A 20461-nucleotide genomic window follows, 5' to 3' on the forward strand; every position below is an offset into this window, starting at 1 on the left:
CTGCGCTCGTTCACTCCTCGCACTCACTGGTTACCCCCGGAGTTGAGGAGCGGACCCGGGAGACCGGTCTCGTCGGCCGCCACGCGTCCGGCCGGGATGGCCGTACTCGGTGCGGGGACGGAGATCCGGACGACCGCGCCGGACGTCGCCCCGAGGCTGCGCCGCACGGTCGAGCCGGGTGAGTTGGTCGGCAGCCAGACCACGCCGTCCGGCATCTCGGTGAGTTCCGCCGGCAGGGTCAGCGCCCCCCGGTCGGTGCCGACCGTGACCGCGTCACCGTCGACCACACCGAGCGCCTCGGCGGTGCCCTTACCCAGCCGGACCACCGGCGGACGGGCGGTCCCGGCGAGGTTTTCGTCGCCCTCGGTCAGGGTGCCGAGGTCCACCAGCTGGTGCCAGGTGGACAGCACGGCCTCCCCGGCGTTCGGCTGCGGCACCCGGCCCGGTGCGACCGACGGCGCGGCCGGCCGGGACATCCGCGTCGCCGGCAGCGTGCCCAGCTCACGGCGCACGCTCAGCACGTCGGCCGTGCCGAGGCTTACGTCGAGCAGCGCGGCCAGCGCGTCGAGCACCCGACCGTCGGTCATCGCGGCGGTGTTCAGCACCGCCTCGAACGGACGCAGCCGGCCCTCCCAGTCCAGGAAGCTTCCGGCCTTCTCGGCCACCGGGGCGACCGGCAGCACCACGTTCGCCCGCCGGGTCACCGCGCTGGCGCGCAGCTCGAGGCTGACCAGGAACGGCACCGCGTCCAGTGCGGACTCGGCCAGTCGCGGGTCGGCCAGGTCGGCCGGGTCGACACCGCCGACGACCAGCGCGCCGAGCTGCCCGTTGGCGGCCGCCGTCAGGATGCCGTCGGTGTCCCGACCGGCCTGGCTCGGGATCACCCCGGCCGGGATGTCCCACGCCTCACCCAGCTCGGCCCGGGCGGCCGGCTCGGTGACCAGGCGTCCACCGGGGAGCAGGTTGGGCAGGCAGCCCGCGTCGACAGCGCCGCGGTCACCCGCGCGCCGCGGCACCCAGGCCAGCTTCGCGCCGGTACGCCGGGCCACGTCGGCCGCGGCGGAGAGCCCACCCGGCACGGTGGCCAACCGCTCGCCGACAATCAGGATCGCGCCCGGTGCGCTCAGCGCCTCGCTGACCGTGGCGTGCTCAGCGAGCACGCTGGCCTCCTCGCCCGGCACCACCCGGGCCAGCTTGGCACCGAGCTTCTCCAGGCCGCGGGTGGCGAAGGGCGCCAGCGCGTACACCGTCAGGGTCTTCTTCAGGTACGCCTTGCGCAGCCGCAGGAAGAGGATCGGGCACTCCTCCTCGGGCTCCAGGCCCACCAGCACCACCGCCGGCGCGTTCTCCACGTCGGTGTAGGTGACGTCGGTGACCCCGGCGACCGAGCTGGCCAGGAAGTCGGCCTCCTCGCGGGAGACCGGGCGGGCCCGGAAGTCGATGTCGTTGGTGTTCAACGCGACCCGGGCGAACTTGGCGTAGGCGTACGCGTCCTCGACGGTCAGCCGACCGCCGGTGAGCACCGCAGTGCCCTGCCCGCCCTCCCGAGCGATGTGCAGCCCTTCGGCGGCGACGGTGAGCGCCTCACTCCAGGACGCCTCGCGCAGCTCACCGGTGTGCTCGTCGCGAACCAGCGGAGTGGTCAGCCGGTCGGCGGCCCGGGTGTACTGGAAGCCCCAGCGACCCTTGTCGCAGTTCCACTCCTCGTTCACCGCCGGCTCGTCGCCGGCCAGCCGGCGCAGCACCTTGCCACGCCGCCAGTCGGTGCGCTGCCCGCAGCCGGCCGAGCAGTGCTCGCAGACGCTCGGGCTGGAGACCAGGTCGAACGGGCGGGCGCGGAAGCGGTACTGGGCACCGGTCAGCGCGCCCACCGGGCAGATCTGCACGGTGTTGCCGGAGAAGTAGGAGTTGAACGGGACATCCCCCGCGTCGCCCTCCTCGCCGTACGCGTCGTCCCGGTAGATGTTGATCTCCTCGGCGGACGACCGGCCCATCAGGTCGATGAACTTGTCGCCGGCGATCTCCTCGGAGAACCGGGTGCACCGCTGGCAGAGCACGCAACGCTCGCGGTCCAGCAGCACCTGGCTGCTGATCGCCATCGGCTTCTCGTACTCCCGCTTGTGCTCGTGGAAGCGCGAGTCGGTGCGGCCGGTGGACATCGCCTGGTTCTGGAGCGGGCACTCGCCGCCCTTGTCACACATCGGGCAGTCCAGCGGGTGGTTGAGCAGCAGCAGCTCCATCACCCCCTCCTGCGCCTTCTTGGCCACCGGGGAGGTGATCTGGGTACGCACGACCATGCCGTCGGCGACGGTCTGGGTGCAGGAGGCCACCGGCTTGCGCTGGCCCTCCACCTCGACCAGGCACTGCCGGCACGCGCCGGCCGGGGCCAGCAGCGGGTGGTCGCAGAACCGGGGGATCTCGGTGCCCATCTGCTCGGCGACCCGGATCAGCAGCGTCCCCTTGGGGGCGGTGACCTCGACGCCGTCGATGGTGAGGGTGACGGTCTCGGTCTGCTTGGCTACGTCGGTCATCAGAGTCGCCTTCCATTCGCGACTGCGGGACTCGCAAGCTCATTCCTCGCGCTCATCAGTGCGCCCCTACCAGGGTCTTCTCCGACAGCTTGGGTGCGGTCCGACCCTCGATGTAGTCGAGGTAGTCCTGCTTGAAGTACTGCAGCGAGGAGGTCACCGAGCTGGTCGCGCCGTCACCCAGACCGCAGAACGAGCGGCCGAGGATGTTGTCGCAGGTGTCCAGCAGGGTGTCCAGGTCCTCGTGGGTGCCCTGGCCGGCGAGGATCCGCCGGTAGACCCGGACCATCCAGTAGTTGCCCTCACGGCACGGGGTGCACTTGCCGCACGACTCGTGGTGGTAGAACTCCAGCCACCGGTACGTCGCGTAGACCGGGCAGTCCTGGTCGGAGAAGATCTGGGTGGCCGTGGTGCCGAGGATCGAGCCGGCCGCCGCCACCCCCTCGAAGTCCAGTGGCACGTCCAGGTGCTCGGCGGCGAGCAGCGGGGTGGACGAGCCACCCGGGGTCCAGAATCGCAGGTTGTGGCCGGGCTGCATGCCACCGGCCAGTTCCAGCAGCTCGCGCAGCGTGACACCCATCGAGCACTCGTACTGGCCCGGGTTGGCGACCCGGCCGGAGAGCGAGTAGATCATCGGCCCGGAGGACTTCTCGGTGCCCATGCTCTTCCACCAGTCGGCCCCACCAAGCACGATCGGCGGCACGCTGGCGATGGTGCCGACGTTGTTCACCACCGTCGGGCTCGCGTACAGGCCGTGGGTGGCCGGGAACGGCGGGCGCAGCCGCGGCTGGCCCCGGAACCCCTCCAGCGAGTCCAGCAGCGCCGTCTCCTCGCCGCAGATGTACGCCCCGGCGCCGGAGTGCACCACCAGCTCCAGGTCGTAGCCACTGCGCAGGATGTTCCGGCCCAGGTAACCCTTGTCGTACGCCTCCTGGACCGCGTTGCGCAGCCGACGCGCGGCGTGCACCGCCTCGCCCCGGATGTAGATGTAGGCGCGGGCGGCCCGGATCGCGTACGACGCGATGATGACGCCCTCGACCAGCGCGTGCGGGTCGTGGGTCATCAGCGGCAGGTCCTTGCAGGTGCCCGGCTCGCCCTCGTCGGCGTTGACCACCAGGTAGTGCGGCTTGCCGTCGCCCTGCGGAATGAAGCCCCACTTGAGACCGGTGGGGAAGCCGGCACCGCCTCGGCCCCGCAGCCCGGAATCCTTGATCAGCTGGATCAGGTCGTCCGGGTGCGCCTTGAGCGCCTTGCGCAGCGCGGCGTAGCCGTCCAACTGCTCGTACGTGCCGATGCGCCAGGCGTCCGGCGACAGCCAGCGCTTGGTCAGCACCGGCGTCAGCTTGGCCAGCGTCTCCGGGCGGGGAGTGGTCACTTCTGGGCCCCCGTTTCGTTCGCGTCCGCCGGTCCGGCGCCGTCGGCGTCCGTCCCAGCCTTCGCTTCGGTGAGGTTGCGCTCCTGCGCCCCGGCCTCGTCGCCGGCGGGCTTGCCGTCGCCGGCCGGCGCGTTGGCCGCCACGCCGGCGGCCTCGGCCGACCGCGCGTCGCCAGCCTCGGGCGCGGTGCCGGTGCGGTCCGTCGGGACCTTCGTGCCAGGGGCGTCCGGCACTGCCGTGTCCGCGTCCGGCTGCCGGGTCTCGGCGGTACGCACCTGCGGCGACTTGTCGTCCGGTGCCTTGACGTCCCGCGTGGTGCTGCCACTGGCCTCTGCCGGCTTCGCCGGCCCGGTGGCCTCTGCCGGCTTCGCCGGCCCGGCGACCCCGGCCGCCCCCGTCGGAGCGGACGCCCCGTCGCCACCCTTGACCGGCGCCGTGCTGGCCTCGACGGGCGCCGGCTTGGCGGCCTCCGCCTTCGCCTTCGCCTCGGCGGCGGCCTTGTCGGCCTCGGCCTTGCTCCGGATCGGGGTGTTGGGGTCGAAGCCCGGCACCGAGACGCCGTGCTGCTGGGCCAGCCGCAGCCCACGCAGGGTGGGCTCGCCCGGCCCGCCGTCGGCGACTGCGCCGTCCCGCTCGTCGGCGAAGCCGGCGAGCTGCACCGCCATCTCCTTGAGCGTGCAGAGCCGGGCGCCGCGGGTCGGCATCGGCCGCCCGCCCGCCCGCAGCTCGTCCACGACACCGACCGCTGTGGACGCGTCCACGCCGTCGAAGAAGTCGTAGTTGACGGTCATCACCGGCCCGTAGTCGCACGCCGCCAGGCACTCGGCGTGCTCCAGCGTGATCGTGCCGTCGGCGGTGGTCTCGTCGTGCCCGACGCCCAGGTGCTCGGCGAGGGTGTCGTAGACCTCCTGGCCACCGAGCACGTTGCACATGGTGTTGGTGCAGACGCTGACCAGGAAGTCGCCGGTCGGCTTGCGCTTGTACATCGTGTAGAAGGTGGCCACCGCGCCGACCTGGGCCTTGTTCAGCCCGAGCACCTCGGCGCAGAAGGCGACCCCGGACGGGGAGACGTACCCCTCTTCGGCCTGCACCAGGTGCAGCAGCGGCAGCAGCGCCGAACGGGACCGGTCCGCCGGGTAACGGGCGATGATCTCGCGCGCCCGCTCCCGGGTCTCGTCACTGAAAACAACACTCATCAGAGCCGCCTTCCGTTCGCGACTGCGGGGCTCGCAAGCTCACTCCTCGCGCTCACCGGTCACAACCCCCCATGACCGGGTCCAACGAGGCGCCGCCGGCGATCACGTCGGCGATCAGGCCGCCCTCGGCCATCGCCGGGAGGGCCTGCAGGTTGACGAAGCTGGGCTCCCGGTAGTGCACCCGGTAAGGCCGGGTGCCACCGTCGGACACCGCGTGCACGCCCAGCTCGCCGCGGGGTGCCTCGATGGCGACGTACACCTGGCCGGGCGGAACCCGGAAGCCCTCGGTCACCAGCTTGAAGTGGTGGATCAGCGATTCCATCGACTGACCCATGATCTTCGCGACGTGCTCCAGGGAGTTGCCCATGCCGTCCACGCCGATGGCCAACTGGGCCGGCCAGGCGATCTTGCGGTCGGCGACCATCACCGGACCCGGCTTGAGCCGGTCCAGCGCCTGCTCGACCAGCTTCATCGACTCCCGGATCTCGGCGAGCCGGACCTGGTAGCGACCCCACACGTCACCGTCGGGATGGGTCGGCACGTCGAACTCGTACGTCTCGTAGCCGCAGTACGGCATGGTCTTGCGCAGGTCCCAGGCGAGGCCGGCGGAGCGCAGCACCGGGCCGGTGATGCCGAGGGCCACGCAGCCGGTGACGTCCAGCACCGCGACGCCCTTCGTCCGCTCGGTCCAGATCGGCTGGCCGGAGAGGAGGTCCTCGTACTCCTTGAGCTTCTTCGGCATCATCTTGAGGAACTCGCGGATCTTGCGGACCGCGTCGTCCGGCACGTCCTGCGCCACCCCGCCCGGCCGGACGTACGCGTGGTTCATCCGCAGGCCGGTGATGGTCTCGAAGATGTCGAGGATGTACTCCCGCTCGCGGAAGCCGTACAGCATGATCGAGATCGCGCCCAGCTCCATGCCGGTGGTGGCCAGCCAGACCAGGTGCGACGAGATCCGGTTGAGCTCCATCATCAGCACCCGGATGGTGGTGGCCCGCTCGGTGATGTCGTCGGTGATGCCGAGCAGCTTCTCCACCGCGAGGGCGTACGCCGTCTCGTTGAAGATCGGGGCGAGGTAGTCCATCCGGGTCACGAACGTCGAGCCCTGAACCCAGTTGCGGTATTCGAGGTTCTTCTCGATGCCGGTGTGCAGGTAGCCGATGACGGAGCGGGCCTCGCGGACCGTCTCGCCCTCCAGCTCCAGGATCAGCCGCAGCACCCCGTGCGTGGACGGGTGCTGCGGACCCATGTTGACGACGATCCGCTCGTCGTTGATCGGGTCGGTGCCCGAGACGATGGTGTCCCAGTCCCCACCGGTGACGGTGAAGACCCGACCCTCGTCGGTCTCGTGCTCGCTGGCGTAGTTCGACGTCGTCACTGGTACGACCTCCGCTCGCTCGGCGGCTGGATCTCCGCGCCCTTGTACTCGACGGGCACGCCGCCGAGTGGGTAGTCCTTGCGCTGCGGGTGACCCTCCCAGTCGTCCGGCATGAGGATCCGGGTCAGGTTGGGGTGGCCGTCGAAGACGATGCCGAACATGTCGTACGCCTCGCGCTCCTGCCAGTCCGCCGTCGGGTAGATGGCGGTCACGCTGGGCAGGTGCGGGGCCTCGACGGAGACCGCGGCCTCCAGCCGGACCCGCCGCCGGTACGTCATCGAGGTGAGCAGGTACACCACGTGCAACCGGCGCTCGTCGGCGCCCAGGTAGTCCGCACCGGACACGGAGGAGCACAGCTCGAACCGCAGCGCCAGGTCGTCCCGCATCACCTGGCAGACCTCGGCGATCCGCTCCGGGCGTACGTGCAGGGTCAGCTCACCCCGGTCGACCACGACCTTCTCGATCGCGTCGTTGAAGGCCGGGTACGCCTCCTCCAGCGCGTCGCGGACCTCGTCGAAGTAGCCCCCGTACGGCCGGGACGCCTCCTCGATGGGCTGGCGCTGGCGGACCAGGCCGCCGTAGCCGGACACGTCGCCGGTGCCCTGGTTGCCGAACATCCCGCGACCCGCCGGGCTGGCCGGCGGGTACTCGGCCGGGGCGGTGCTGCTGGCGCCGACCGGCGTCACCGGGACCGGCACTCCGCCGTCGTTTGGCTTGTCGGTGGGTGACGTCATTTCGGGCCTGCCTGCGGGTGGAGGTGGTTCTGAGCGTTCATCCAGTTCTCGATGCGCAGCTGCTCCTCGCGGCCCTCGCGGACCGCCCGGGTCCACTCGGCGCGCCGGGCCTTGTCGCTGCGGTACGAGGAGGGCATCGAGCCGTAGGGCACGACCGGAACGTCGCCGCGCTCCTGGCGGGCCGCCAGCATCTTGCGGCCGTTCGGGCCCAGCGGCTCATACATGATCTTCTCGCGGAGCTTGAGGATCGCGTCGATGAGCATCTCCGGCCGAGGCGGACAGCCGGGCAGGTACATGTCGACCGGCACGACGTGGTCGACGCCCTGCACGATCGCGTAGTTGTTGAACATGCCGCCGCTGCTGGCGCAGACGCCCATCGAGAGCACCCAGCGCGGCTCGGCCATCTGGTCGTAGATCTGGCGCAGCACCGGGGCCATCTTCTGACTCACCCGGCCGGCCACGATCATCAGGTCGGCCTGCCGGGGCGACGCCCGGAAGACCTCCATGCCCCAGCGGCCCATGTCGTAGTGCGGACCACCGGCGGCCATCATCTCGATGGCGCAGCAGGCCAGGCCGAAGGTGGCGCCCCACACGGACGACTTCCGAGACCAGTTGACCAGCTTCTCCACCGAGGTGAGCAGGACGCCGGCGGGAAGCTTCTCCTCGATGCCCATCTGACGTTCCTTCCTCAGTCCCAGTCCAGGCCGCCGCGCCGCCACACGTAGGCGTACGCAACGAAGACCGCGACGATGAACAGGACCATCTCCACGAAGCCGAAGATCGGCAGAGCGTCGAACGAGACCGCCCAGGGGTAGAGGAAGATGATCTCGATGTCGAAGACGATGAAGAGCATCGCCGTCAGGTAGAACTTGATCGGGAACCGCCCGCCGCCGACCGGCTGCGGGCTGGGCTCGATGCCGCACTCGTAAGCCTCGAGTTTGGCCTTGTTGTAACGACGGGGACCGGCGAAGCGGGCGGCGCCGACGGAAAACAGCGAGAACGCCGCGGCGAGGGCGAACAGCCCGATGATCGGTGCGTAAGGCGAGAGCGACATCGTTTTCTCCTGCTCGTCCTTCCCTGCCCTCGGTGCTTGACGAAAATCACACTATTCACGTCCCTCGCAGTGGCAGTCAGCGGGGGTCGATCTTTGTCGGCATCGGGGCCGTGACCAGCGCCGATGCCGTCCTACTTATACGGCTGGCGCGGCCTTCGTCATCGCGTTGATGACCCGGTCCATCGCATCCCCGCCGCGCGGGTCGGTCAGGTTGGCCAACAGCTTGAGCACGAAACGCATCAGCGTCGGGTGCGGCATGCCGTGTTTGGTGGCGATCCGCATGATCTCGGGGCGGCCGATCAGTTTCACGAAGATGCCGCCCAGCCGGTAGTAACCGCCGAGCCGGGCCTTCAGCTCGCTCGGGTACGCCAACAGCGCGCGCTCGCGTTCCGGGCCGGCCGGCCGGGCGAGGGCCTGGATCATGACCTCCGCTGCCAGTTCGCCGGACTCCATCGCGTACGCGATGCCCTCGCCGTTGAACGGGTTGACCATGCCGCCCGAGTCGCCGACCAGCAGCACGCCCCGGGTGTAGTGGGGCACCCGGTTGAAGCCCATCGGCAGCGCGGCACCGAGGATCGGGCCGTCGGCGTTGGTCTCGTCGGTCATCCCCCAGTCAACCGGCGTGTTGGCGAGCCAGTCGGTGAGCAGCCGGCGGTAGTTGGTCTTGCCGAACGCCGAGGACGAGTTGAGCACGCCGAGCCCGACGTTGACCCGCCCGTCACCGAGGCCGAAGATCCAGCCGTACCCGGGCAGCAGGTTGTCGCCGCTGTCCTTGCTGCGCAGCTCCAGCCAGGACTCCAGGTAGTTGTCCTCGTGCTTGGCCGGCGAGCGGTAGTAGCGGCGGACGGCCACGCCGATCGGCCGGTCCTCCCGCTTGGCCAGCCCGAGCGCGAGCGGGAACCGGCCGGAGACGCCGTCCGCCGCGACGACCAGCGGCGCGTGGAAGGTGATGGGCTCCTTGCCCGGCCCGACCTCCGCCTCGACGCCGGTGACGCGGCCATCGCCGTCGAGCACCGGGCCCAGCACGTTGACGCTGGTCCGCAGTTTCGCGCCGGCGGCCACCGCCCGCTGGGCGAGCAGGTCGTCGAAGTCCAGGCGCGTGCGCACCAGACCGTAGTTGGGGAAGCTGGCCAGCTCCGGCCAGTCCAGTTCGAGGCGCACCCCGCCGCCGATGACCCGCAGGCCGCGGTTGTGCAGCCAGCCCGCCTCGGGTGAGGTGTCCACACCCATCCGGATGAGCTGGCGCACCGCGCGCGGGGTCAACCCGTCGCCGCAGACCTTCTCCCGGGGGAACTCGGTCTTCTCCAACAACAGCACCCGTACGCCGTGCCGAGCCAGGTGGTACGCAGTCGCTGACCCACCGGGACCGGCGCCCACGACAATGACGTCGGCGTCGTGTTCAACCGCGGTCATTCGCGCCTCCTCCCGCACGCTCGTGAAATGCTTCACAAGCCAGACGGGACGAGTGTATGACCGGCGTCATACCAGCGCAGGATCAGGGGTACCTAACTCGCGGATGTGACAGCTAACCATCGTCCACAGCGGTCGGGTGTCAGGCCGGGCTGGAGGCGTCGAGGCCCGCGTCGACCCGAATCGTCTCCGGTAGATGCTCGCGGAGCGCCCCACCCGCCGCCCGGTCCAGTGCCGCCAACACCTCGGCGACCACCTGCCGGACCTCCACCGGGTCGGCCCCGGCCAACTCGCGCAACTGGGAAATGAGCTCGGCCGCGTCGTCGTCGGTCGCGGCCACCGGGTCCGCCGGGTCTGCTCCGGTCATGCGATCGAGCGTACCGGGCAAAGTGGACCAAGTCCGATATTTACGGAACCTGAATAATGTCCGTACCGGTTGGTGCGGTCCCCCGCTACTCGCGGATCCCCCGGTGCAGGGCCACCACGCCACCGGTCAGGTTGCGCCACGCCACGCGCCCCCACCCGGCCGCGGCCACCCGGCCGGCCAGCGCAGACTGCGCCGGCCAGGCCCGGACCGACTCGGCGAGATAGACGTACGCCTCGGGGTTGCTCGACACCGTGCGGGCCACCGCGGGCAGCGACCGCATCAGGTACGACAGGTAGACCGTCCGGAAGACCGGGTTGACCGGGGTGCTGAACTCGCAGACCACCAGCCGGCCGCCCGGCCGGGTCACCCGGGCCAGCTCACGCAACGCCGCGTCGGTGTCGTTGACGTTGCGCAGCGCAAAGGAGATGGTCACCGCGTCGAAGCTGGCGTCGGCGAACGGCAGCCGCAGCGCATCTCCCGCCAGCAGCGGCACCTCGGGCCGGGCCCGCTTGCCGGTGTGCAGCATGCCGAGTGACAGGTCGACCCCGACCGCGTACGCCCCGGACTGGGCCAGCTCGCGCGTCGAGACGCCGGTGCCCGCGCCCACGTCCAACACCCGCTCGCCCGGCCGCAGCCCGAGCGCCGCCCGGGTGGACCGGCGCCAGGAGCGATCCTGGCCCAGCGAGATCACCGTGTTGGTCAGGTCGTAACGCTCTGCCACGCCATCGAACATCGCGGCGACCTCGTGCGGCTGCTTGTCCAGACTGGCGCGCTGGCCCTGCGGGGTACGGCTCACCCCCTCACTCTGCCAGCCGCCCGCCACCCGACGTTCGCTGGGTGGGCGGCACTCACCCCGTACGCGAAAGGGCGGGGTGGTCGCCCACCCCGCCCTCGCGTCGTGCCCGCGTCCGTGACACCTCGGTCAGCACGCCTGCCGCCATCGCACCCGCCGCGGTCGCGCCTCACCTGCGCGCCGCTGGTCAGAGCACCGGTGTCAGTCGGTCGACTTCTCGTCGGTCGGCGAGACCAGGACCACCTTGCGGCGACGGGTGAGCACCAGCAGCGCCCCACCCACCAGCAGGATGATCACGCCGATGCCACCGATCAGGCCGACCTGCACACCGGTCACCGGCAGGCCGCCACCGCCCGAGCCACCACCGGCGGGACCGCCACCGGCACCCGGCGAGACGGTAGTGCCCGGCGTCGCCGTACCGCTGGGGATCGGCGTCGGCGTGGCCGTGGCGGTCGGGGTGACCGTCGGCGTCGCGGTCGGCGTGACCGTCGCGGTCGGCGTGACCGTCGGCGTCTCCGTTGCGGTCGGGGTCGGGGTCGGCGTAACCGTGGGCGTCTCCGTCGGAGTGACCGTCGGCGTCGGCGTAACCGTCGGCGTCGGGGTCGGTGTCTCCGTCGGGGTCGGCGTCGGCGTAACCGTCGGCGTCGGGGTCGGTGTCTCCGTCGGGGTCGGTGTCTCCGTCGGCGTCGGCGTCTCCGTCGGCGTCGGCGTCGGCGTCGGCGTCGGCGTCTCCGTCGGCGTCGGCGTCTCCGTCGGCGTCGGCGTCGGCGTTACCGTCGGGGTCGGCGTAGGCGTCGGCGACTCGGTCGGAGTGACCGTGGGCGTCGGCGTCGGCGTCCCCGTCGGGGTGGCTGTCGGCGTCGGCGTCGGGTCGACGGCCAGGTCGACGAAGACGTCGAAGATCGCCTGGTTGTCGCCCTCGTCGACCTCGGTGAAGGCCTTCCGCTGGGCGGTGCTGGCCCGCCGCGGCTGCTCCTCGGGCTTGCCGGCTGCCGCGTCCAGGCCATGCGCCACCAGCTCGCCGACCCGCAGCACCGGCTCGGTGACGTCCTTGCCCACGGTCACCTTGATGTCCGCCGTGTAGTAGTCCCCGGGCCGGATCACCGCGCCGTCGTCCTGGCAGAGCGCCTGAGCCACGCCGAAGGTCTGCGTGGTGCACGTGTCCGGCAGGGTGTCGAAGGTGACGCCCGCCGGGAGGGTGAGCACATAGGCGAGACCGGTGGCCTTGCGACTGCCGTCGTTGTAGACCGCCCAGTCGACCGGCACCGTCTCGCCCGGCCGCACCGGCCGAAGGTCGGGGTCGTCGCCGTTGACGCCGTTCACCACGACGTTCGCGTTGACGTCCTGCACCCAGCTGGTCAGGTCGTACCCGGGCTCGGTGACGGTGATGTCGTGCTCGACCCTGTTGTCTTCCTCGTTGGGGTCCTCGGTGGCCGAGCGGATGGTGACCACCAACGTGCCGGCGGCGCCCTTACCACCGGTGGAGAAGATCGGAATACCGAAGTCCTCGCTGGTGCCGGCGGCCAGGTCGCCGAGGCGGCAGGTGAACTTCTTGCCGTTCACCCGGCAGCCGTCGGGCACCACGACCCGGACCTTGTTCGTCTTCAGCTTGCTGGTGTCCACGGTGTAGCTGACACCCTTGGCGTCTTCCTTGCTCCGGGTGTTGTCGACCGAGAACTTGAACGGCTTGCTCTTGGCCTCCGTGACACCCTTGGCCAGGTTGTAGCTGAGCGGCACCAGGGCCAGATCGGCCTCTTCGGCCGCCAGCACCGGAGCGGCCACGGCGGCGATGCCGCCGGCCGCGAGCAGCGCCACGACACTGGCGCGCACCAGCGTCGAGCGGTGGAACGCTGTCATCAGTCCCCCGGGGGTAGGGAAGAAAGAGTGGTTGCGGAACGAGCGGACGTTATCGGAGGCCGATCTTCCACGCCAGCCGGCAGACCGTTTTCATCCGTCCGGTCCGAGCTGGGCAGACAGTACGGGCGGGATGGTCACCCATCCCGCCCGTACTGCCGTGCGTTATATGAACGACCCTCATGGGTCGATGGAGGACCGCCTCAGCCGGCCGTACGCTCGTCGCCCGGCGTTACCAGAACCACCCGGCGCCGACGCGCGACCAGCACCATCACACCACCGGTGATCAGCACCGCCGCACCGATTCCGCCGATCAGACCCGCCTGCACACCGGTGACGGGCAGGCCGCCGCCGGAGCCGCCCTGGCCACCCTCGCCAGGGTTGTCGCCGGGGTTGTCGCCGCCGCCGGAGCCGGCCTTGGCGGCCACGATGACCGCAAAGTCGTCCCGGTCGTCCGACGGGTCCACGTCGGTGACACGCTCAGCCGCGGCCACCGCCTTGACGTTCTTGATCGCGCTCCGGCGGGCCGCCCCGGGCATCGGGGTGCCGACCGGGGCCACGTCGAGCGCCTTGGCGGCCAGCGAGCCGTCCGGCAGCGCGGCCGGGGCCGTCACGCCCGCCGCCACCGCGATCGGGAAGGTGATCAGCGCTCCGACGGCCTCGCCGAACAGGAATTCCTTGTCGGTGCAGGTCACGGTGCGCTTGTCGGCGGAGTACTCGCAGGGCTCGTACTGCTCGGTGAAGGTGACGCCCTTCGGCAGTTGCACCGTGAACTCGACACCCTTGGCGATCCTGTCGCCCTGGTTGACGATCTCACCGACGAAGACGGCGTTGTCACCCGCGTACAGCGGAGCCTGTTCCGTCATCACGCCGTCGACCAGGCGGAGCGCGGTCTTGACGTCGGTCGCGATCACGCCCACGTCGACGCCGCTCTCGTTGCTGACGTCGATGCGAGCGGTGGCCGAGTTGTTGCCCGGTGTGGTGTCGCTCGGCGACTCGATGGTCACCGTGATCGGCGCAGAGTACGGCTCGTCGACTGCCACCGTCCGCTTGATCAGCACAATCGGCAGCTCAACGGTCTCGCCTGGCCCGGGGATGTCCTCCGGTGCCACGACACAGGTCCAGAGCGCGGGTTTGCCGGCGCCCTCGCCGCTACAGTCGCCGCCGGCCGGGAAGACCGCCATTGTGTCCCAATCGATCTGCGACGTGTCGGCCTTGACCACCAGTGAGCTCGGCGTGCCCGGACCACCGTTCGTGACCTTGGCGAACGCCGTCTTGACCTGCTGTCCCTCGGCGACCTTCGTGCCGACGACGGCCTTGATCGAAAGGTCGGCACCGTCGGGTGCGGCAGCGGCTGGCGCGGCGGCCATCACGCACAGACCGCCAGCAAGCAGCGCGACCGCGCCGAGCCGCGCCAGCGGCCGGTTACGAAAGGTCATGGAAGGCCCCCGCAGGCTAGAGAAAAGGTACGGGCGGGGACGTTAGCGGGCCTCGATCGCTCCCGCCAGCCCCCGACCTGGGCGAAGCCGGCCGGGATGCCGCGAGTGACTTGAGGATTGTCCGGATTGATGACGGTTGTTGTGCCGGATCGACGGTGGCCGCCGGCACAACATTCACCGAATCGAGATCCGTGGGTGACCGTTCAGCTGGCGGGCCGTCGGATGTCGCGGAGTCGAGCGGTCAGTGCGCGTCCACCAGCGGCAGGGACTTCCCCGCGCCACCGCCGGGCAGCGCGATCGAGGAGAAGTGCGACACCACCCGCTCGTCGGTCGGGTCGTCGGCCGGCGTGTGGTGCACGGCGAGCCGGTTGTAGAGAGTGTCGCGCTGCGCCGGGATCCGGTCCGCCGAGCGGATCATGCCGATCAGCTCGTGCAGGTTGGAGCGGTGCCGGGCACCGGCGGAGGAGATGACGTTCTCCTCCAGCATGATCGAGCCGAGGTCGTCCACGCCCATGTGCAGCGCGAGCTGCCCGACGTCCTTGCCGGTGGTCAACCAGGACGCCTGCAGGTGCGGCACGGTCTCGAAGAAGAGCCGGGCCACCGCGACCAGGCGCAGGTATTCCAGGGTGGTCGCCTGGGTGCGGCCCTTCAGGTGGTTGTTCTCCGGCTGGTACGTCCACGGGATGAAGGACCGGAAACCGCGGGTGCGGTCCTGCACGTCACGGATCATGCGCAGGTGCTCGATCCGCTCGGCGTGCGTCTCGCCGGTGCCCATCATCATGGTGGCGGTCGACTCGATGCCCTGCCGGTGGGCCAGCTCCATGACCTCCAGCCACCGCTCGCCCGACTCCTTGAGGGGGGCGATCGCCTTGCGGGGCCGCTCGGGCAGCATCTCCGCGCCGGCGCCGGCGATCGAGTCCAGGCCGGCGGTCTTGATCCGGGCGATGGCCTCGTCCAGGCTCACCCCGGAGACCTTGGCCATGTGCAGGATCTCGCTGGGGCCGATCGAGTGGATGACCAGCTGCGGGTACGCCTGCTTGACCGAGGAGAACAGCTCCTCGTAGTACTCCACGCCGTAGTCCGGGTGGTGCCCGCCCTGGAGCATCACCTGGGTGGCGCCAAGCTCGACCGCCTCGCCGCACCGGCGCAGGATCTCCTCGGTCGGGTGGGTCCACCCTTCCTTGTGCTTGGGCGCGCGGTAGAAGGCGCAGAACTTGCACGCCGTCACGCAGACGTTCGTGTAGTTGATGTTGCGGTCGATCAGGTAGGTGACCACGTTGTCCGGGTAGCGTCGCCGACGCACCGCGTCCGCCGCCTCGCCCAACGCGTGGAAGGGCGCCTCGGTGTAGAGCAGCAGCGCCTCCTCGGGCGTGATCCGCCCGCCGTCCGCGCCGCGCTGCAGGATGTCGTCGATCTCCCGGCTCACCGTCACACCCCGAGCCTACGTCGGCCCACCCGACTCGACCGCCGGACCCCGGCGGGTGCGGCACGTCCCACAGCCGCCGTCAGCTCTCGCGTACCTCGACGCGTATTCCGTAGGTGTCCCGCAGCTCCGCCGCGAGCTCCGGCCCCACCCACGCCGGCAGGTACGCCTCCCACCACGACCGCTCGGAGCGCCCCGGCGTCGGCTGCTCGGAGAGCACCGCCCGGAACCGCTCGTCCGCCGCCTCGATCCGCTCCCGGACCCACTTCATCTGCGGGAAGCCGGACAACCGTTCGTCGGTCAGAAGCCTCTCGATGGCGTTCCGGATGCTGAGGTCGAACCAGTACTCGTCGAGGTTGTCGTCGTAGCCCTCCTCGCAGAACTGGATGAACTGCTCCCACCCCTCCACGTAGCTGGTCGGGCGTCGCCCCCCGGTGACCTCGGCGAACCGCTCCACGAACTCCCGGTCGTTCGGCGCCCTCACGCGTCGTAGTCGACAGTGAGCCTGTCAGTGGTCGGGCTGGACTGACAGGTCAGCACATAGCCGGCGGCCAGCTCGTCGGGCTCCAGCGCGTAGTTGCGGGCCATCGTGACCGCGCCGTCGACGACCTTCGCCTTGCAGGTCGAGCAGACGCCACCCTTGCAGGCGTACGGCAGCTCACCCCGCACCTTCAGCGCGGCGTCCAGCACCCGTTCCTCGCGACCCATGGTGAAGCTCGACGACCGGCCGTCCAGCACGATGGTCACCTCGGCTCCGGCGCCCACCTGGTCGACGGGTCGGCGCACCGGCTCCGGTGGCGTGTCGACGTGGAACAACTCGGTGTGCACCGCCGACTCGGGCAGCCCGCGTGCGGTCAGCACGTCCCGGACGTCGACCACCATGCCGTACGGACCGCAGAGGAACCACTCCTCGATCAGGTCGCCCGGCACGATGGTGCCCAGCAACCGGCCCAGCCGCTCGGCGTCGATCCGACCGGAGAGCAGCGGCGACTCGCCCTGTTCCCGGGAGAGGACGTGCACCAGGTGCAGCCGGGTGGGGTGACGGTCCTTCAGGTCGGCCAACTCCTCAGCGAACATCACCGTGTTCGCCGTGCGGTTGCCGTACACCAGGGTGAAGGTGCTGGCCGGCTCGACGGCCAGGGCGGTCGCGACCAGCCCGAGCACCGGGGTGATCCCGGAGCCGGCGACGACCGCGCCGTAATGCCGCACCCGGTCCGGCGCGAACGCCGTGGTGAAGGTGCCCAGCGGTGGCAGCACCTCGACGGTGTCGCCGCCGCGCAGCGCCCCGCACGCGAACGCCGAGAAGGCGCCGCCGGGGATCTCCCGCACTCCGATCCGCAACCGGCCGTGCCGGGCCAGGTCGTCCGGGGTGGAGCAGATCGAGTACGACCGGCGCACGTCCGTGCCGTCCTCCGCAGCTCGCCGCACGGTGAGGTGCTGGCCGGCGCGGAACGCGAAGGTCTCCCGCAGTTCCTCGGGTACGGCGAAGGTCACCGCCACGGAGTCGTCGGTGAGCCGGTCGACGGCGGCGACGGACAACGGGTGGAAGACCGGCCGGCGGCGAACCGGGCGGGTGATGGTGACAGTCACAGCGCCTTCAGGTGGTCGAAGGGTTCGGAGCAGGAACGGCACCGCCACAGCGCCTTGCACGCGGTGGAGCCGAACCGGCTGACCTGCTCGGTCTCCGGCGAACCGCACTGCGGGCAGCGGACCGCGAGCGTCAGCGACACGACGCCGGTGGTGCGCACCGGGGCCGGCGGGGCGATCCCGGCGGCGGCGAGCTTGGCCCGCCCACCCTCGGAGATCCAGTCGGTGCTCCACGGTGGGCTGTAGACGGTCCGGACCTCCGCGTCCGGGTGGCCGGCAGCGGTGAGCGCGCGGCGGATGTCGGCCCGGATCACGTCCATCGCAGGGCAGCCGGTGTAGGTCGGGGTGATGGTGACGGTGACCCGGCCACTGGCCGGATCCTCCTCGACCGCCCGCAGGATGCCCAGCTGGTCGATGGTGATGACCCGGATCTCCGGGTCCACGACGCTCGCGGCGGCCTGCCGTGCGCTCGCCCTGCCGTCTTCGTTCGCGACTGCGGGGCTCCGCTGCGCTGCGCTCCTCGCGCTCACCAGGCCACCTTCGTTCGCGACTGCGGGGCTCCGCTGCGCTGCGCTCCTCGCGCTCACCACTTCGCTCCGGGGTGGGCGCGGTGCAGCACCTGCATCTCGGCGAGCAGGTAGGCCAGGTGCTCGGTGTGCACACCGGCCCGCCCACCGGCCGGGGCCCAGGCACTGTCCGGCTGGGTGAGCGTCGCCTCGGTCAGCACCGGGCCGACGACCTCGTCGAACGCCGGCCGCAGGGTGGCCGGGTCGACCGGCGCCGCCGGGTCCGCGGCGAACAACTCGTGGGTGTACGGCCACACCTGGTCGACAGCGGCCTGCATCCGGCGATGCGACTCCTCGGTGCCGTCACCGAGCCGCTTCACCCACAGCGCGCCATGGTCCAGGTGGTACGCCGACTCCTTGCGCGCCTTCGCGCCGATCGCTGCCAACCGCTCGTCCGCGCAGCCGGCCAGCGCCGTGTACAACGGCAGTTGGTACGCCGCCAGGAAGAACAGCTTCGCCATCGTCACCGCGAAGTCGTCGTTGGGCAGCTCGACCATTAGCGCGTTGCGGAACTCGCGGTCGTCACGCAGGTACGCCAGCGCGTCCTCGTCGCGGCCTGCGCCCTCCAGCTCGCCCGCGTACGACAGCAGCAGGCGTGCCGCGCCGAGCTGGTCGAGGGCGATGTTGGCAAGCGCGATGTCCTCTTCCATCTCCGGTGCGCGGGTGGTCCACTCGGCCAGCCGTTGAGCTGCGATCAACGCGTCGTCGGCGAGCGCGAGGGTGAAGTCGAAGGGCCCGTTCACGCCGTCACCTCGCTGCGCTGGCCGGTTCGCTCGGTCCACTCGCTCCACGCAACCACCTCGCTTCGCTCGGCGGTGGCGCGAAGCGCACCGCTGCTGAGCTGGCTGGTTCGCTCGCTCCGCTCGCTCACAGGTGAGCCACCCCGTCCGGCACCTCGTAGAAGGTGGGATGGCGGTAGACCTTGTCGGCGGCCGGGTCGAAGAAGGCGTCCTTCTCGTCCGGGCTGGACGCGGTGATCGCACCGGCCGGCACCACCCAGATCGACACGCCCTCCTGGCGGCGGGTGTAGAGGTCGCGGGCGTTGCGCAGGGCAAGCTCGGCGTCGGGGGCGTGCAGGCTGCCGACGTGCGTGTGCGACAGCCCGCGCCGAGCCCGCACGAAGACCTCCCACAGAGGCGAGTGATCCGTCATGCCGCTACCTTCTCCCGCTGTTCTGCCCGCTTCGCGGCGTATGCCGCGGCGGCCTCGCGTACCCAACTGCCGTCGGCGTGCGCGGCCCGGCGGTGGGCCATCCGCTCCCGGTTGCACGGCCCGTCGCCCGAGATCACCTGCATCAGCTCGTCATAGTCCGGCTGGGTGTAGTCGTACGCCTGCCGCTCGTCGTTCCAGCGCAGGTCCGCGTCGGGGATGCGCAGCCCGAGGATCTCGGCCTGCTGGACGCACATGTCGACGAAGCGTTGGCGTAGATCGTCGTTCGAGAAGCGCTTGATCTTCCAGGCCATCGACTGGGCGGAGTGCGTGGAGTCGCCGTCCGGCGGGCCGAACATGGCCAGCGACGGGTACCACCAACGGTCCACCGCGTCCTGGGCCATCGCCTGCTGCGCGGGGGTGCCGTGCGCCAGGGTGTGCAGGATCTCGTAGCCCTGCCGCTGGTGGAACGACTCCTCCTTGCAGACCCGGATCATCGCGCGGGCGTACGGGCCGTACGAGCAGCGGCAGAGCGGGACCTGGTTGACGATCGCCGCGCCGTCCACCAACCACCCGATGGCGCCCACGTCGGCCCAGCTGAGGGTGGGGTAGTTGAAGATCGAGCTGTACTTCTGGCGGCCGTCGAGCAGCAGTTGGACCAGCTCGTCGCGGCTGATGCCGAGGGTCTCGGCGGCTGCGTAGAGGTAGAGGCCGTGACCCGCCTCGTCCTGCACCTTGGCCAGCAGGATCGCCTTGCGCTTGAGCGACGGCGCCCGACTGATCCAGTTGCCTTCCGGCTGCATGCCGATGATCTCGGAGTGGGCGTGCTGGGCGATCTGCCGGATCAGCGTCCGCCGGTACGCGTCGGGCATCCAGTCGCGGGGCTCGATCTTCTGCTCGGCGTCGACCACCTCGGCGAAGTACGCCGCCAGGTCCTCGTCCGGCGCGGGTCCGCCACGCCGCCCGCGCGCCGCCGCTGCCCGCAGCTCGGCCTCGGCGGCCTCGACCTCGCCCAGCAGGCCGCCGGGCGCCTCGTCGGTGGCGCCGTCCGGGGCGGAGAAGTCGTTGCCATACATGAGGCTAAGTGTTACAGCTTGCGCCACGTTGCACCAGGGGGTGTAACAGGAATCCGCGCATCCCATCTGTGAGCGGATGAGTGCTTTGCGCTACTTGGACACCGTCATATCGCCGTGACCTAGGCCACGAAACAAAGGTGAATGCCTGCAAAAACCTCGTACCGGCCCCATATCCCGCCTTTATCGCAGGTTGCCTGGTGTCGAACCCTGGCGGTCCGCCGGTCCGGACGTAGACTTCTGCCGGACAACCGATCGGCTGCCGACATCGACATCTCCACAGAGGCCACCTCCCCCGGCCTCGGCGATCGCACCCGATCCGTCCCGACGACAAGCCGGTCCCCCCGGCCCTGACACCTGGAGCTCACCCACTCATGCGATCTCGCGTGACCCTGGTGCTCGCCATCACGGCGGTCGTGCTCGGCGGCGTCCTATTGGTGCCCACCGCATACGCCCGACTCGCCAGCGACAACAGCGGCGGAGGCGGCGGAGGAAGTACGTCGAGCGTCGCCGCGCCCGCGCCCACCCCACCACC

Annotated in this window: 19 protein-coding genes and 1 pseudogene; all 20 read right to left on the minus strand. The window is 70.6% G+C overall.

From position 1 onward, the window contains the following. Positions 1 to 23 precede the first annotated feature (23 nt). The 20 genes and pseudogenes from DLJ58_RS17375 to paaA all read right to left on the minus strand — a co-directional run bounded on the left by DLJ58_RS17375 (position 24) and on the right by paaA (position 19929). On the minus strand, positions 24 to 2531 hold the full coding sequence (locus tag DLJ58_RS17375; protein WP_124857708.1) for an NADH-quinone oxidoreductase subunit G: 2508 nt from the start codon (positions 2529 to 2531) through the stop codon (positions 24 to 26). Positions 2532 to 2586: 55 nt separating this feature from the next. Next, the gene (nuoF, locus tag DLJ58_RS17380; protein ID WP_112585688.1) at positions 2587 to 3903 is read right to left on the minus strand and encodes an NADH-quinone oxidoreductase subunit NuoF; all 1317 of its coding nucleotides are present in this window, start codon (positions 3901 to 3903) and stop codon (positions 2587 to 2589) included. Then, a complete protein-coding gene (gene nuoE, locus DLJ58_RS17385; RefSeq protein ID WP_124857710.1) occupies positions 3900 to 5099 on the minus strand; it encodes an NADH-quinone oxidoreductase subunit NuoE in 1200 nt (399 codons plus the stop codon). Before nuoE ends, nuoF begins: the two co-directional genes overlap by 4 nt. A gap of 52 nt (positions 5100 to 5151) precedes the next feature. Beyond that, a complete protein-coding gene (locus DLJ58_RS17390) occupies positions 5152 to 6477 on the minus strand; it encodes an NADH-quinone oxidoreductase subunit D (RefSeq protein WP_124857712.1) in 1326 nt (441 codons plus the stop codon). Beyond that, positions 6474 to 7211 (minus strand): NADH-quinone oxidoreductase subunit C, encoded by a 738-nt coding sequence (locus tag DLJ58_RS17395; protein ID WP_124857714.1) that lies wholly within the window; start codon positions 7209 to 7211, stop codon positions 6474 to 6476. The genes DLJ58_RS17390 and DLJ58_RS17395 overlap by 4 nt, the downstream gene beginning before the upstream one ends. Continuing rightward, on the minus strand, positions 7208 to 7885 hold the full coding sequence (locus DLJ58_RS17400) for a NuoB/complex I 20 kDa subunit family protein (RefSeq protein ID WP_030486262.1): 678 nt from the start codon (positions 7883 to 7885) through the stop codon (positions 7208 to 7210). Before DLJ58_RS17400 ends, DLJ58_RS17395 begins: the two co-directional genes overlap by 4 nt. 14 nt (positions 7886 to 7899) lie before the next feature. Beyond that, on the minus strand, positions 7900 to 8265 hold the full coding sequence (locus DLJ58_RS17405) for an NADH-quinone oxidoreductase subunit A (RefSeq protein ID WP_007454588.1): 366 nt from the start codon (positions 8263 to 8265) through the stop codon (positions 7900 to 7902). A 135-nt stretch (positions 8266 to 8400) separates the two neighbouring features. Further along, the gene (locus tag DLJ58_RS17410) at positions 8401 to 9678 is read right to left on the minus strand and encodes a geranylgeranyl reductase family protein (protein ID WP_124857716.1); all 1278 of its coding nucleotides are present in this window, start codon (positions 9676 to 9678) and stop codon (positions 8401 to 8403) included. A 139-nt stretch (positions 9679 to 9817) separates the two neighbouring features. Next, a complete protein-coding gene (locus DLJ58_RS17415) occupies positions 9818 to 10042 on the minus strand; it encodes a hypothetical protein (protein WP_091395588.1) in 225 nt (74 codons plus the stop codon). Between the two features lie 85 nt (positions 10043 to 10127). Continuing rightward, positions 10128 to 10838, minus strand: coding sequence for a demethylmenaquinone methyltransferase (locus DLJ58_RS17420; protein WP_091395591.1), 711 nt, complete (start codon positions 10836 to 10838; stop codon positions 10128 to 10130). 804 nt (positions 10839 to 11642) lie between these two features. Continuing rightward, a pseudogene (locus DLJ58_RS35150) lies at positions 11643 to 12692 on the minus strand (cell wall anchor protein); the annotation flags it as partial. Between the two features lie 200 nt (positions 12693 to 12892). Further along, the gene (locus tag DLJ58_RS17435) at positions 12893 to 14128 is read right to left on the minus strand and encodes a hypothetical protein (protein ID WP_124857718.1); all 1236 of its coding nucleotides are present in this window, start codon (positions 14126 to 14128) and stop codon (positions 12893 to 12895) included. 241 nt (positions 14129 to 14369) lie between these two features. After that, a complete protein-coding gene (mqnC, locus tag DLJ58_RS17440; protein ID WP_124857720.1) occupies positions 14370 to 15560 on the minus strand; it encodes a cyclic dehypoxanthinyl futalosine synthase in 1191 nt (396 codons plus the stop codon). A 73-nt stretch (positions 15561 to 15633) separates the two neighbouring features. Next, entirely contained in the window at positions 15634 to 16035 is a 402-nt protein-coding gene (locus DLJ58_RS17445; protein WP_124857722.1) for a hypothetical protein, read from the minus strand. Continuing rightward, positions 16032 to 17141, minus strand: coding sequence for a 1,2-phenylacetyl-CoA epoxidase subunit PaaE (gene paaE, locus DLJ58_RS17450; protein ID WP_124857724.1), 1110 nt, complete (start codon positions 17139 to 17141; stop codon positions 16032 to 16034). The genes DLJ58_RS17445 and paaE overlap by 4 nt, the downstream gene beginning before the upstream one ends. Further along, complete coding sequence (gene paaD / locus DLJ58_RS17455) at positions 17138 to 17668, minus strand: 1,2-phenylacetyl-CoA epoxidase subunit PaaD (RefSeq protein ID WP_158629603.1); 531 nt, start codon at positions 17666 to 17668, stop codon at positions 17138 to 17140. Before paaD ends, paaE begins: the two co-directional genes overlap by 4 nt. 53 nt (positions 17669 to 17721) lie before the next feature. Next, positions 17722 to 18447: a 1,2-phenylacetyl-CoA epoxidase subunit PaaC gene (gene paaC / locus DLJ58_RS17460; RefSeq protein ID WP_124857726.1), complete on the minus strand. Its 726-nt coding sequence runs from the start codon at positions 18445 to 18447 to the stop codon at positions 17722 to 17724. Continuing rightward, positions 18444 to 18575, minus strand: coding sequence for a hypothetical protein (locus DLJ58_RS34900; protein WP_279635882.1), 132 nt, complete (start codon positions 18573 to 18575; stop codon positions 18444 to 18446). The genes paaC and DLJ58_RS34900 overlap by 4 nt, the downstream gene beginning before the upstream one ends. After that, complete coding sequence (gene paaB / locus DLJ58_RS17465; RefSeq protein WP_088951115.1) at positions 18572 to 18856, minus strand: 1,2-phenylacetyl-CoA epoxidase subunit PaaB; 285 nt, start codon at positions 18854 to 18856, stop codon at positions 18572 to 18574. The genes DLJ58_RS34900 and paaB overlap by 4 nt, the downstream gene beginning before the upstream one ends. Beyond that, the gene (gene paaA / locus DLJ58_RS17470) at positions 18853 to 19929 is read right to left on the minus strand and encodes a 1,2-phenylacetyl-CoA epoxidase subunit PaaA (RefSeq protein WP_124857728.1); all 1077 of its coding nucleotides are present in this window, start codon (positions 19927 to 19929) and stop codon (positions 18853 to 18855) included. Before paaA ends, paaB begins: the two co-directional genes overlap by 4 nt. Between the last annotated feature and the right edge of the window lie 532 nt (positions 19930 to 20461).

Source organism: Micromonospora arida (assembly GCF_003857035.1).
Classification (GTDB): domain Bacteria; phylum Actinomycetota; class Actinomycetes; order Mycobacteriales; family Micromonosporaceae; genus Micromonospora; species Micromonospora arida.

Bases quoted from the DNA above. Each gene is read 5' to 3' on its own strand.
- DLJ58_RS17400 (WP_030486262.1), bottom strand. From the start codon at position 7,885: ATGGGCATCGAGGAGAAGCTTCCCGCCGGCGTCCTGCTCACCTCGGTG.
- paaA (WP_124857728.1), bottom strand. From the start codon at position 19,929: ATGTATGGCAACGACTTCTCCGCCCCGGACGGCGCCACCGACGAGGCG.
- nuoE (WP_124857710.1), bottom strand. From the start codon at position 5,099: ATGAGTGTTGTTTTCAGTGACGAGACCCGGGAGCGGGCGCGCGAGATC.
- DLJ58_RS17395 (WP_124857714.1), bottom strand. From the start codon at position 7,211: ATGACGTCACCCACCGACAAGCCAAACGACGGCGGAGTGCCGGTCCCG.
- DLJ58_RS17435 (WP_124857718.1), bottom strand. From the start codon at position 14,128: ATGACCTTTCGTAACCGGCCGCTGGCGCGGCTCGGCGCGGTCGCGCTG.
- DLJ58_RS17405 (WP_007454588.1), bottom strand. From the start codon at position 8,265: ATGTCGCTCTCGCCTTACGCACCGATCATCGGGCTGTTCGCCCTCGCC.
- DLJ58_RS17415 (WP_091395588.1), bottom strand. From the start codon at position 10,042: ATGACCGGAGCAGACCCGGCGGACCCGGTGGCCGCGACCGACGACGAC.
- DLJ58_RS17375 (WP_124857708.1), bottom strand. From the start codon at position 2,531: ATGACCGACGTAGCCAAGCAGACCGAGACCGTCACCCTCACCATCGAC.
- paaB (WP_088951115.1), bottom strand. From the start codon at position 18,856: ATGACGGATCACTCGCCTCTGTGGGAGGTCTTCGTGCGGGCTCGGCGC.
- DLJ58_RS17410 (WP_124857716.1), bottom strand. From the start codon at position 9,678: ATGACCGCGGTTGAACACGACGCCGACGTCATTGTCGTGGGCGCCGGT.